Annotated in this window: 11 protein-coding genes; 7 read left to right on the top strand and 4 right to left on the bottom strand. The window is 41.9% G+C overall.

What is annotated here, in order from left to right; translation table 11 throughout:
* The first annotated feature begins 235 nt into the window (after positions 1–235).
* Positions 236–1,024, top strand: coding sequence for an SDR family NAD(P)-dependent oxidoreductase (locus tag EI164_RS10410; protein ID WP_192519895.1), 789 nt, complete (start codon positions 236–238; stop codon positions 1,022–1,024).
* A 214-nt stretch (positions 1,025–1,238) separates the two neighbouring features.
* The gene (locus EI164_RS10405) at positions 1,239–1,571 is read left to right on the top strand and encodes a hypothetical protein (protein WP_192519894.1); all 333 of its coding nucleotides are present in this window, start codon (positions 1,239–1,241) and stop codon (positions 1,569–1,571) included.
* A gap of 153 nt (positions 1,572–1,724) precedes the next feature.
* Here EI164_RS10405 and EI164_RS10400 read toward each other — a convergent pair whose 3' ends face one another.
* Positions 1,725–2,504: a BPSS1780 family membrane protein gene (locus tag EI164_RS10400; RefSeq protein ID WP_192519893.1), complete on the bottom strand. Its 780-nt coding sequence runs from the start codon at positions 2,502–2,504 to the stop codon at positions 1,725–1,727.
* A gap of 233 nt (positions 2,505–2,737) precedes the next feature.
* The gene (gene hemH, locus EI164_RS10395) at positions 2,738–3,757 is read right to left on the bottom strand and encodes a ferrochelatase (RefSeq protein WP_192519892.1); all 1,020 of its coding nucleotides are present in this window, start codon (positions 3,755–3,757) and stop codon (positions 2,738–2,740) included.
* 570 nt (positions 3,758–4,327) lie between these two features.
* Between hemH and metX the strand changes: the two genes are divergently transcribed.
* From metX to EI164_RS10375, 4 genes are all read left to right on the top strand, one after another.
* Entirely contained in the window at positions 4,328–5,674 is a 1,347-nt protein-coding gene (gene metX, locus EI164_RS10390; protein ID WP_318779539.1) for a homoserine O-acetyltransferase MetX, read from the top strand.
* Positions 5,671–6,288 (top strand): methionine biosynthesis protein MetW, encoded by a 618-nt coding sequence (gene metW / locus EI164_RS10385; RefSeq protein WP_110921706.1) that lies wholly within the window; start codon positions 5,671–5,673, stop codon positions 6,286–6,288. Before metX ends, metW begins: the two co-directional genes overlap by 4 nt.
* A 340-nt stretch (positions 6,289–6,628) precedes the next feature.
* Complete coding sequence (locus tag EI164_RS10380; RefSeq protein WP_192519890.1) at positions 6,629–7,210, top strand: tetratricopeptide repeat protein; 582 nt, start codon at positions 6,629–6,631, stop codon at positions 7,208–7,210.
* Positions 7,211–7,570: 360 nt separating this feature from the next.
* Entirely contained in the window at positions 7,571–8,644 is a 1,074-nt protein-coding gene (locus tag EI164_RS10375) for a rhodanese-related sulfurtransferase (RefSeq protein ID WP_225739228.1), read from the top strand.
* A gap of 303 nt (positions 8,645–8,947) precedes the next feature.
* On the opposite strand, the gene serA is transcribed toward EI164_RS10375, so the two are convergent.
* Complete coding sequence (gene serA, locus EI164_RS10370; protein ID WP_192519889.1) at positions 8,948–10,174, bottom strand: phosphoglycerate dehydrogenase; 1,227 nt, start codon at positions 10,172–10,174, stop codon at positions 8,948–8,950.
* A 375-nt stretch (positions 10,175–10,549) separates the two neighbouring features.
* Between serA and EI164_RS10365 the strand changes: the two genes are divergently transcribed.
* Positions 10,550–11,992 (top strand): FAD-binding oxidoreductase, encoded by a 1,443-nt coding sequence (locus EI164_RS10365; protein WP_192519888.1) that lies wholly within the window; start codon positions 10,550–10,552, stop codon positions 11,990–11,992.
* A gap of 113 nt (positions 11,993–12,105) precedes the next feature.
* Here EI164_RS10365 and EI164_RS10360 read toward each other — a convergent pair whose 3' ends face one another.
* Entirely contained in the window at positions 12,106–12,735 is a 630-nt protein-coding gene (locus EI164_RS10360; RefSeq protein ID WP_192519887.1) for a BLUF domain-containing protein, read from the bottom strand.
* Positions 12,736–12,955: the final 220 nt, after the last annotated feature.

The following is a 12,955-nucleotide window of genomic DNA, read 5'->3' as shown; positions in this document are numbered from 1 at the left end:
TGACGGCAATTTATCTCATTTTTATCACCATTTTTAAAATGAGGACACGCCCTAGTCAAAGAACTCTAAAATGGCTACAAGGCAGCCGACTGCAGATCGTACAAGTAGTACATCTAAGTAGGCTAACACTGTAGCGGTTTAGTCGTTCGCTAACTATAAATATAATCTCGAGGAATCACCTATCTAATGTCTGACCTCGGTTTACTCATGATTAACAACCATTAAGTCACTTATTATGAACATATTGATTACAGGCGCATCACGTGGTATTGGCTTGGCCACAGCCAAAAAACTGGCAGAAAAAGGCCATCATGTTGGCTTGTTTGCAACCAATACAGCGACTCTTGCAGAAGCGGTGAAAGACAAAGCGTTTAAAAAGCCGCTCAAAAAACAGCGCGTCATCACAGGTCAGTTAGATGTTACGCAACCTGATTCATGGGACGATGCCATCAGTCATATGATCGATAATTTTGGCAGTATTGATGCTCTAGTTAATAATGCAGGCGTACTGGTCAGCGGTACATTAGCAACCACTAGCTTAGATGAGCAGTTGGCTTTAATCGATGTTAATTGTAAAGGCGTACTCATCGGCTGTCATAAACTGGCGCCTTATCTGGCCGATAGTAAAGACGGCAAGATCGTGAATGTATCGTCTGCGTCTGCTATCTATGGTCAGCCTGAAGTTGCTAACTACTCTGCCAGTAAGTTTTTTGTACGCGGGCTTACTGAAGGTCTTAATATTGAGTATGGAAACTTAGGAATTAAGGTTATTGATGTGATGCCTCTATGGGTCAAATCTGACATGACAGCGGACATCGAAGTGACGAGTATTGATCGCTTAGGCATCAATCTAAACGTCAACGATGTGGCCAAAACATTGTGTAAACTAACCAGCAGTCCTAATCGCAAACTAAAACGTACACATTACTCTGTGGGCATACCAGCGAAAATTTTTCAGGCAGTATCACAAGTCACACCAGACTCTGTCATACGTTGGGTCAATACCAAAGTTGGTGCAAAGTAGCGCGTCAGTCTAACAACACCACATCCCTTAAATCATAAAAAAATGGCTGCTGAATTTTCGGTGGCCATTTTTTTTACTGCGATTTTCCTTACATTTTTTGAACATCCTGTCACACCTTGCTACTACCAGTAATTATGATAACGCGCCATACTAATTATGCTAAATACAATTATTTTTCAGAAAGATAATCACCAATAATAATAAGGATGCCATTATGAAAAATACCAAAAGCCCACTATCAGAAGAGATGGATCATATCGAAGGTGACAACAATATTAATGATAACAGTCAAGAAATTGATTTAGACAACCCTATGTTGCATACCATTGATAATGACGACGTAATTGACAACAGTGCAGGGTTTGATAACTCACAAGTCGGTAGCGATGCTACACAAGGTCTCACACCTATACACCGCCAGAATATAGATGAATCACGTGTGGACGAAGTATTGGTCGACGACAATCTAGATGACAGTGACTATCCTAGTATCGTGGATATTGCCGATAGAGAGGCGGCAGAATACAGTAATCGTAATGATAAATAGAAATAACTTAAAGGTATTAAAAATAGCTTAGCATCAGAAAAAACGAAGCAGTAACCTAAATATAAAAAGCACGCCCAATGTGATGGAGCGTGCTTTTTTGTTGATGATGAAATAAATTAAATTTCACTAAAAATCATCTTTACCAAACATGATTTACTCCACTGATAATGGCTGATCAGTCCACACATCACGGTAGCTGGTATAATAGGTAATCATGCCTATTGGGAACAGCACCAGTATGGCAAGCCCAAGAGTAAAGATAACCGCTAATATTATAAATATGGGAGCAATTATCCAAAAAACTAAAAATGGTAGGATATTTTTCAAACACCCTTTAAAGCTCATTTTCATTGCCTCAACAGGCTCGATGTCGTGAAGCACAATCAAAGTAGGTGCAAACCATATTGCCATAAATACGGGGAATAATAGTGCAGCAGCGAATAATCCACCTACTAAAATACCCATCATTGCGGTATCACTTGGCTGCTGAGCCAAAGAAAAGACCATACCACCAAATATAAGTACCATAGGGATCATCACAACAATGATAGCTACTAAATACAATATGAATAGTATAATTAATGGTTTAAGGTGCGTATAAAAAGCTGAAAATAAATGATCGAATTTCAGCTCCCTATTTGTAGCTTGATCAGCACATCCTTTTATTATTCCTCCAATAAACACAAAAGATATAAAAGGAAAGATGAAATTTAAAACAGGAATACTACTACCGATAGCAGCGATGATTAGGTAAGCAACACCAATCGCTAACCACAATAAGAATTGATCTTTGAATATCATAAAAGCTTGAGTGAGCCAACTTATACCACACCCTGCTGGGCACATTCGCGGCTCTGCTAATAACTGCGGTAATAAATTACCATATTCATCCATTGACGGTAAATTAGGTGGTTGACCATTAGGTTTTTGCAATGATATGGAATTCAGTGAATCGTCAAGGCTAGACATGTGTGTCCTTAAAAAATAAAGTCGCACGGATATGTGAAACAAATCGCGCAACACAGAATTTGTTTTGCATATTGTTACATACTAGCAACATAAAATCTCAACTTTATTTTAATAAAGACAGTTTATGAAATTATTAGCAAAAAAAATACCGAACATTATATCCGATATTTTATATCTAGCTATTTTGAGCTGATTATTTATGCCCAACCATCTAACGTACCTGCCCAACCTTTCACCAATGGCGCACTGAGTGCTTCAAGCAAGTCAATATGCCTGTCATCGAGATTGAGTGCTGGAATATAATGATATTCTTGCCCGCCCGCATTGAGGAAATTGTCACGGTTTTCAATCGCTAGCTCCTCTAATGTTTCTAAACAATCAGCAGAAAATGCCGGACTGATGACTTGTACCGAGCGCACGCCAGATTTGCCCCAATCGTCTAACACTACATCCGTATACGGCTTGACCCACTCTTGCTTACCAAAACGCGACTGGAAACTAATAATCCATTCATCTTTTGTTAGACCGAGCGCTTGAGCCACTTGCGCGGCTGTACACTTACAACGCTTGGGATATGGATCACCTTTGTCAGCATAAGGCTGCGGAATACCATGAAAGCTAAACATTAGCTTTTCAGGTTTGCCATGCTCTGCCTGAAAACGACGAATCGAATCTGCCAATGCTTGAATATAAAGTGGATGCGCAAAGTAATCTTTGACGATGGTATAGTTCGGCAAATTACGCTGCTTTAGTGTCCATTTCGTTAGCGCATCATAGACCGCACCACCTGAAGATGCTGAGTACTGCGGAAATAACGGCAAGATAACGAAGTGATCCACGCCCTCAGCACGCAAATCATCCATCACATCAGGCAACCCAGGATTACCATAACTCATTGCAGAATGCACAGACACTTGAAACGGTGCGGCAATATTTACTAACCGCGGCGCTAACATCTCAACTTGGCTGTTTAATATCTTACGAATCGGCGAATCGCCTTCCCAAATACTGGCATACGCTTTTGCCACACGTTTCGGACGACTGGGCAGTACGAATAAATTGAGAATAATCGCCCATAAAAACTTGGGAATCTCAATCACGCGTGGATCTGACAGAAACTGTTTTAGGTAACGACGCACGGCAGGCGCGGTTGGCTCATCTGGCGTACCTAGATTCACTAATAAGACGGCAATACGTGGTGGCAGTTCAGGTTTCATAGCAGCATTATTCTATTATGTTGATTAGAGAAGATATTGGGTGAATGAGAAAAAGTATTGGCTTAGATAAAGCAGTTATGGACAAAGCGATTATGTAGCAAACCATTATGAAGTCACCATTAAATAAACGCTTTGTCAGTGTAGCATTTTACCCCTTAATGACGCAGGGTAAAAGTGTGTCAATACAATTTGATACGCAATTGCTCTATACCCATTCAGCCTGCATAAATTACCCGTTACACCTCTATCTATAGCCGACTCGAGACAAAGTAGATATGACAATTTAGATATAAGAAAGGCAGATAAAGCACAACAAATATTGGATAAAATAAACCTGACTCTATCTTTGATTTATATAGAATAGGAGATATGATAAAAAACCTAGCTCGAAAGACACTGTATGGAGGTTGTACTCATTCGCGCATCACCATACAATAGACAAGCATGGCCATAAGGCATGTTGCCATATTATTTTTACTTTATCGATGACAGTTGTCTTGCGAGGTAGCTTTGAACGCACGCCCTAATAATACCAGTGACCAATCCCCCACAGATAAATCAGATGCTGCCATTTCAGCAGACTCGGTAGGTATCGTCACACCGCAGATTTTTCATTTCGATGAACCGTTGACCTTGGAGTGCAACCGTACTCTACCCTCTTTTGACCTGATTATTGAAACTTACGGCACGCTCAATGATGACAAATCCAATGCTATTTTGATTTGTCATGCGCTGTCTGGCAGCCATCATGCTGCAGGTTTTCATAGTGCCGATGATAAAAAGGCAGGCTGGTGGGACAACATGATTGGTCCCAATAAAGCAATTGATACCAATCAATTTTATGTGGTCTGCGTCAACAACATTGGCAGCTGTTTTGGCTCAACTGGCCCCACCTCTATCAATCCAGATAGTGTCAGCTTAGATGATAGTGTCGAACCACCCGTTTATGGTCCTGACTTTCCACTGGTGACGATTAAAGACTGGGTAAAAACCCAAGCCATGCTGTCAGACCGTTTGGGAATTGAAGTCTGGCACGCCATTGTTGGCGGATCAATGGGCGGTATGCAAGCACTGCAATGGTCAGTCGACTATCCAAATAGGCTCAAACGCTGTGTCATCATTGCCAGTACGCCCAAACTATCAGCGCAAAACATTGCTTTTAACGAAGTGGCGCGTCAGTCTATATTGTCTGACCCTGACTTCAAAGATGGTCGCTACTTACAAGCAGGTACCTACCCTCGTCGTGGACTGATATTGGCACGCATGGTCGGTCACATTACCTATTTGACTGATGATGCGATGAAAGCCAAATTTGGCCGTGATTTAAAATCTGGTAAATTCATGTACGGCTATGATGTCGAGTTTCAAGTCGAGAGCTACTTGCGCTATCAGGGTGAGCGCTTTAGTGAAAACTTTGATGCCAACACCTATTTGCTGATGACCAAAGCCCTCGACTACTTTGACCCGACACGCGATTATGCCAGTGACATAGGTGAGCCGTCTCCTTTGCCCCAGTCAATACATAGCACTGCATCTACTATAAAAGCAGCAGATATCGATGACTCTGATAGTACAAAGCGCTCAGACGCTGAAGATAATGGTACAAATTCAGAAAATGATATCAAACAAGCTCGCCACCAAGAACTCATGGCATTAAAAGCCGCTTTGGCGCATACCCAATGTCAATACTTAGTAGTATCGTTCACAACCGACTGGCGCTTTTCACCAGAGCGCTCACAAGAGATAGTAGACGCATTGATGGCTACAGGCAAACCTGTCAACTATATCAATGTTGATGCACCGCATGGCCATGATTCTTTCTTATTTGATATTCCACGCTACATGGGTGCCGTCAAAGGGTTTTTAACAGCACCATTTATTTCTGGCAAAAACATTGCCACAGGAGCACGCTCATGAGAATGGATCATCAACTGGCTGAGCGTTGGATTGCCCCCCATTCGCATGTGCTAGATTTGGGCTGTGGTAATGGCGAACTACTCGCTCACCTACAACAAAATCGCGGTGTAACTGGCTACGGACTTGAGATTGACGAAGAAAAAATCAATGATGGCATCGCAAAAGGCTTATCGATTATCGAGCAAGATCTGAATGATGGTCTAGCGCGCTTCGCTGACAACAGTTTCGACACCGTCGTCATGGCCCGTGCGCTGCAAGCAGTGAAATCGCCTGATGTGCTATTGCTTGATATGCTACGTGTGGCCCGCGAAGCCGTCATCACCTTCCCTAACTTTGCCCATTGGCAAAACCGGCTGCATCTAGGGCTGAAAGGAATGATGCCTGTATCAGAGGCACTGCCTTACGAGTGGTACAACACTCCAAACATTCATCTGTGTACGTTTAAAGATTTTGAGCAGCTCTGTGCTAAGCATGACATTCATATCGTCAATCGCTTTGCCGTCAGTGACTCTGAAAAAGGTCATACGCCACTGATGAAAGCATTGATTCGACAAGCTCCCAATCTGTTAGCAGACGTCGCTATTTACAGAGTGACTAAACGTACATCAGATTAATATTATCAATGCAGATGCTTGCCTCTTAGCCTCAAAATATTGATATCTGAGTAACTGTATGATTTTGTTACAAACAATATTGGGTAAATTACCGTTAACTTAGGTAATTAGTATTTGAGTTTCGTAAACTTGGGTGTTAAGCTAGCAAAATAATGTTGGCCACGCCCTAATTTCGACCGTTTATCGTGTCGATTAAGGTTAACCAACCCTCAAACATTAAATATATTGCTAATAATTAGGTCAGTTAGTCTCGCTGGATACCCCCTAATTGTTATCGCCGTCTAAACCTCTTTAGCGGTGCAACTCTTTTGCTTATTAACTGCCTAATTTTGGAGCTGCTATGAAATTATTAAAAGCTGCGTTGTTTACTGCATTGTTTTCTTGTGCAGGTCTTGCCAACGCTGAGTTAATATCAAACGTACCACTTGATACGTCACGTTTTGAGCTAATGCCAATCAGCGAGCTATCCAGTCGTGCTGCCCAAGGTAACGATCATGCCCAATTCTATCTAGCCAAGCGCTTACAGAAAGGTGAAGGTGTTGCACAAAACACCCAACAAGCCATTCAGTGGTATACCAAAGCAGCTCAGCAAGGCGTTGCTCCTGCTCAGTTAAATTTGGCTATCATGTACTTGCGCGGCGAAGGTGTACAGCCTAACTTACAACAAGCCCGTGGTTGGTTAGAAAAAGCCGCCATGCGTGGTGATAACCGTGCCAGCTATACACTTGCTTTGTTAGATGAAAAACAAAAGAATTTGGTCGATGCTTATAAATGGTACGATTTGTCTGCCCGTGACGGAATGCTAGATGAAAAAGTACGTAACAAAGCTCGTGGTAAAATTGGTCAGTTGGCCTTGAACTTATCAAGCTCAGACATTGCTAGTGCTCGTAGCCAAGCGGATAGCTGGTTTCAAAGTAAGTAATATTCGACTTTACGCAGTAAATATAAAAAAAGCTCAGTATTTTACTGGGCTTTTTTTATTTCTTATCTTATTCATAAATGGTTGAATGCTCTCCACAATATCAAGCTAAGCATGGCAAACTATTCAAAACTCTAGCTAAATTTGCTACACTACGCGCGCATTATCTAATTCCACAATTAGACTAGTGTTATAACCCATTTTGAACTGACAAAGTCTATTTCAAATGAATGCGATATAAGGAAGCCGAGCGCAGATTGTATCCAGAGTACATCAAACGAGTATGGCAAAATAGCGTGTTTATTTGAACTAAACTGTTAACCCAACGCACTAGGTTTACGACCTAGCCAGCAGGAGAAAAACATGAGCACCACTCAAGACAGTAGCACCCAAGACCACATTGCAACTGATAACAAAGCAGCGCCGGCCTACGACAGTGTCACTAACAATATCGTCGTGGCAGCACTCTACAAGTTCACACGCTTTACTGACTTTGAGCAGTATCGTGAGCCTATCTTAAATACCATGCTCGATAACGACGTAAAAGGTACCTTGTTACTTGCAAGCGAAGGCATTAACGGCACGATTTCTGGTACACGCCAAGGTATCGATACCGTCCTTGATTACCTACGCAGTATCGAAGCGATTGGTACATTTACCTTTAAAGAGTCTTATACCGATGCTCAGCCTTTTTATCGTACTAAGGTCAAACTCAAAAAAGAAATCGTCACCATGGGCGTCGAAAACATCGATCCTTTGCAATCGGTCGGCCGCTATGTCAAACCAAGTGAATGGAATGCGCTAATCTCTGACCCTGATGTGGTTTTGATTGATACCCGTAACGATTATGAAGTACAGATTGGCACCTTTAAAAATGCTGTCAATCCAAACACTGAAACCTTCCGCGAGTTTCCAGAATACGTGGCAAAAGAGATGGATCCAGCTAAGCATAAAAAAGTTGCTATGTTCTGCACAGGTGGTATCCGCTGCGAAAAATCTACTGCTTATATGCGCGAACAAGGGTTTGAAGAGGTTTATCACTTGGAGGGCGGCATCCTAAAATATCTAGAAGAAGTGCCAGCCAGCGACTCTATGTGGGAAGGTGATTGTTTTGTCTTTGACAATCGCGTGTCAGTCAATCACAACTTAGAAAAAGGCAACTACGAGCAATGCTTTGCTTGCCGTATGCCAATTACCGTCGATGACATGCAAAGCGCTGCCTATATTAAAGGCGAGTCTTGCCCGCACTGTATCGATAAAGCGACTGACGAACAAAAAGCACGCTTCCGTGAGCGCGAGCATCAAATGCAACTGGCCAAACAACGTGGCGAGGCTCATATTGGTAGCGATGTCATGGATGTCATCGAAAAACGCAAAGCAGCCAAAGCTGAAGCACGCCGCAAGGCTGAAGCAGCTAACAAAGCAAAAGCAGGATAAATCGAGTTATTAGGGCATGTCCTCAATTCAATCGATAGTTATCTAAATGGGTTAAAAATAGCTAAATCTTGCCAAACGGCGTCAAATAGCTGACTAATATCTCGATATTATCTGCGCTATTTTCCTTGTTTGACGGCAATTTATCTCATTTTTATCACCATTTTTAAAATGAGGACACGCCCTAGAGTGTGCCAAATATTCAACATACACTCATTCAGCTTTGAACATAACTAAAAAAAGAGAGGCTCTAATCAATAGAGCCTCTCTTTTTTGGTATTTACTTAAAGCTAAGTAATGCTAAGTTTAGAACAAGATACGTACGCGAATGGTTTCTTCTACGTCTTTTAATTGATCTAGTGCAGCACTTGAATCGTTATAATCTACATCCATCACTAGATAACCAACATCACCTTCAGTCATTAAGCTTTGCGCTAAAATGTTGATATGCGCTTCAGCAAACAAGCGGTTAATCTGTGAAAGTACGCCTGGCACGTTTTTATGGATATGTAGCAGACGATGCGAATGCTCTTTGAATGGAATAGAAACTTCTGGGAAGTTGACGGCAGTCGCTGTATCACCTTGATCAGAGTATCTGACAAACTTATCAGCCACTTCAAGACCAATATTAGCCTGCGCTTCTTGGGTTGAGCCACCGATATGCGGTGTCAAAATTACGTTATCAAACTTACGCAATGGTGATTCAAACTCTTGATCAGCAGATTTTGGCTCTTTTGGGAACACATCAATGGCTGCACCCAATAACTTGCCTGACTCTAGCACAGCAGCAAGATCATCAATATCTACACAAGTACCGCGTGCAGCATTGATAAAGTAGCTGCCTTCCTTCATTTGAGCAAACTGCTCAGCTTTCATCATATAGCGAGTGCTTGGTACATCAGGCACGTGTAACGTCACGATATCCGCTGTTGACAGTAGCTCTTCTAGGCTACCCACTTGCACAGCATTACCTAGTGGCAATTTAGTCACAGCATCATGATAAATGACTTTCATACCGAAGCTTTCTGCCAATACAGATAGCTGTGAGCCGATAGAGCCATAACCAACGATACCGATGGTTTTGCCACGTACTTCATGTGAGTTGGTTGCAGACTTACCCCAGCCGCCGCGATGTACAGTAGCGCTCTTTTCAGGAATACCGCGATATAGCATAATGGCTTCAGCCAATACCAGCTCCGCCACCGAACGCGTGTTCGAGAATGGCGCGTTAAATACTGGAATACCCAAATCACGTGCTGCATCTAAATCTACTTGATTGGTACCGATACAAAAACAGCCAATACCGATCAGCTTATGCGCGTGCTCAAGCACTTCGCGGGTCAGTTGCGTACGCGAACGAATACCGATAAAGTGAGCATCTTTGATTTTTTCAATCAGCTCGTCTTGATCTAAAGCGTGACTGATATTTTCGATGTTGTTATAGCCAGCGCCTTCCAATACTTTTAACGCATTGGCATGTAGGCCTTCAAGCAATAAAAACCGGATTTTGTCTTTTTGTAGTGATAACGCCATGTGGGAACTGTCCTATAATTGTCTTATAAAATTATCTGAAGGATAACCTCTGAGGGAGGAAACGAAAACAGTATAGATATCTTACACAAAATTCGATGCTGATGTTAGCAGATTAGATGAATTATTGATTATCTAGACTGAATTTTTTTTATGCTATAGTAATTCATATCCTATAATGTTTATTAAATTGTTTGTTTACTATTTACGCACATGTTCACCCGTGCCATCATATCACCCTACCAATACCACAGTAACCAACTTCTATTTATATAACACTAATCACATCAGCATACCTATACAGGTACGTTGGTATCCATTTAGCGATATAATAGTACTATTTATACATAGCGCTTACGTTTATACCGAGATTTGACCATGACTTCTTTATCTAGCCAAAGCACATCTGAGACACATACCGCAGCTGTCCAAACTATTTTAAGTACGCTCACTGATAGCCATCAGTTTGATGCCAGCCAAATCAAAACCGATGCTGAAAGTTTAGAGCATTGGGGCAAAGACTGGACCAAGCACTTTGCGCCTGCCGCTGCTGCGATTGTCTTTCCAAAAACCACTGAGCAAGTACAATCTATTGTATTACTTGCCAATGAGCACAATGTGGTATTGACACCAAGTGGTGGTCGTACTGGTCTATCTGCTGGCGCGGTCGCTGCCAATGGCGAGATTGTGGTTAGCATGGATAAAATGAATCATATCGGACAGTTTTATCCTGCCGATCGCATGGTCGAAATCGAAGCAGGTGTCGTCACTCAGCAATTACAAGAGTTTGCAGAGTCTAAAGATCTGTACTATCCTGTCGACTTTGCCTCAGCAGGCTCTAGTCAAATCGGTGGCAACATCGGCACCAACGCTGGTGGTATCAAAGTCATTCGCTATGGCATGACCCGTCAATGGATCATGGGACTGACCGTTGTCACCGGTAAAGGAGATATCTTGCACCTGAACCGAGGTATGGTAAAAAATGCCACGGGTTATGATTTGCGTCAGTTATTTATCGGTAGCGAAGGTACACTTGGTCTCGTTACTCATGCACAAATCAAGCTTGAGCGTCAGCCACAAGACTTGAATGTCATGGTACTAGGCATGGACAGCTTTAACGATGTGATGAATGTACTTTCCGCCTTTCAAGCGAAGATTGACTTAACTGCTTTTGAGTTTTTCGATGATGTAGCGATTGATAAACTGATGGCACATGGTCAAGTGCAAGAACCATTTGAATCACGTACTAAGTTTTATACTCTGCTAGAGTTTGAAGCGCCATACGAGCCTATTATGGATAAAGCCATGGCCATATTTGAGCACTGTATGGAACAAGGCTGGGTCGTTGATGGCGTCATGAGTCAAAATTTGGCACAGGCTGAAGAGCTGTGGAAGCTGCGTGAGTATATCTCAGAGACCATCTCAGTGTTTACCCCTTATAAAAACGACGTGTCTGTATTGATCAGCTACGTGCCTGAATTTATCGCTGAGATTGATGACATTGTCAGCAGTAACTACCCTGACTTTGAAGTCTGTTGGTTCGGTCATATCGGTGATGGCAATCTGCATCTTAATATCTTGAAGCCTGAAAACATGAGCAAGGATGATTTCTTTGCAGAATGTCAGGTCGTTAACAAACACGTGTTTGAGACGGTACAAAAATATGGTGGTTCAGTGTCTGCTGAGCATGGCGTAGGCATGACTAAAAAGCCATACCTAAACTATAGCCGGAGCGAGATTGAGATTGAATATCTAAGAGAAGTCAAAAAAGTTTTTGATCCAAATAATATTATGAACCGTGGTAAGATTTTTGACATGTAATTGCTAACACGCTTTGTAAACTTGTAACTCTTAGCCCCTAACAGAAAAGCCGCTAAACTTTAAAGTCTAGCGGCTTTTTCATGGCTTTTGAAACCTATAATTTATAGATGTTTTTATAGATATAGTAGTATCAATGCGACGATCAGTAATATGCTCAAAAAACCTTGAATGACTAAAAATGCTTGGTGCGGCGCGGCGATATGGCGAAACATATTGCCTAGTGCATTATACGTAATCCCTGCGGCTTTCACATGTGGCGGGCTGTCAAAGGTTTTGATGATATGCAAAAACTGTTCGGTACGATCTGTTGACCAACCATGCGGTGCAAATGGCAAATAAGGAGACAATTGCGTGGCTTGTTTTTTGGTCGCTGGTGACCATAACCAACGTTCTAAAAACAGCAAACGCATACGCCAATCGGTAAAGCTACGATGCTCTATGGTATGCAAAAGCAATACTTCAACATTTTTATGGCGACTATCTGCAAAAATACGTTGCTTTAGGGCATATACGTGAGCCTTTTCACCTTCAATACATTGTAAAAAGTGACCACTGCCATAACAGAGTGTACCTGTAATACCATGCTGTTGATTATATTTACGTGCATGGCTTTCCACTTCATCAAATATAGAAGCGCTTAAGCGAGAAACAAGCGTCAGACTACTAACATAGACCAATTGAACCAACGCTGAGTCTTCAATATCATCCCATGTGCTGACTCTAGTGGTGTGACTTAGGGGCATAATAAAAAATCCTAAAAAACCGTTTAAATACGGCTAAATGAAATAAGCAAAATAAAACGATGCCCGAATACATAAGAGATAATGACTCACAAAAACATAGCAAATAGTTACCACGTTAGGCTGTCATTGCTGGTGGATCTTGCTATGCTAATTGGCGTCTCTGGGGAGACCATCCCGAATTCTGTGTAACTGCCGTTTAGATTAAATGCTTGCTGATACG

This window comes from Psychrobacter sp. FME13 (assembly GCF_014861395.1).
In the GTDB taxonomy this organism is placed as follows: domain Bacteria; phylum Pseudomonadota; class Gammaproteobacteria; order Pseudomonadales; family Moraxellaceae; genus Psychrobacter.
Note: the sequence above shows the minus strand (reverse complement) of the source record. Positions and strands in the feature narration are given on the sequence as shown.

What these genes read in the sequence shown, in the direction of transcription:
- EI164_RS10410 (WP_192519895.1), top strand. Translation starts at nt 236, where the DNA reads ATGAACATATTGATTACAGGCGCATCACGTGGTATTGGCTTGGCCACA.
- EI164_RS10405 (WP_192519894.1), top strand. Translation starts at nt 1,239, where the DNA reads ATGAAAAATACCAAAAGCCCACTATCAGAAGAGATGGATCATATCGAA.
- hemH (WP_192519892.1), bottom strand. Translation starts at nt 3,757, where the DNA reads ATGAAACCTGAACTGCCACCACGTATTGCCGTCTTATTAGTGAATCTA.
- metW (WP_110921706.1), top strand. Translation starts at nt 5,671, where the DNA reads ATGAGAATGGATCATCAACTGGCTGAGCGTTGGATTGCCCCCCATTCG.
- EI164_RS10380 (WP_192519890.1), top strand. Translation starts at nt 6,629, where the DNA reads ATGAAATTATTAAAAGCTGCGTTGTTTACTGCATTGTTTTCTTGTGCA.
- EI164_RS10375 (WP_225739228.1), top strand. Translation starts at nt 7,571, where the DNA reads ATGAGCACCACTCAAGACAGTAGCACCCAAGACCACATTGCAACTGAT.
- serA (WP_192519889.1), bottom strand. Translation starts at nt 10,174, where the DNA reads ATGGCGTTATCACTACAAAAAGACAAAATCCGGTTTTTATTGCTTGAA.
- EI164_RS10365 (WP_192519888.1), top strand. Translation starts at nt 10,550, where the DNA reads ATGACTTCTTTATCTAGCCAAAGCACATCTGAGACACATACCGCAGCT.
- EI164_RS10360 (WP_192519887.1), bottom strand. Translation starts at nt 12,735, where the DNA reads ATGCCCCTAAGTCACACCACTAGAGTCAGCACATGGGATGATATTGAA.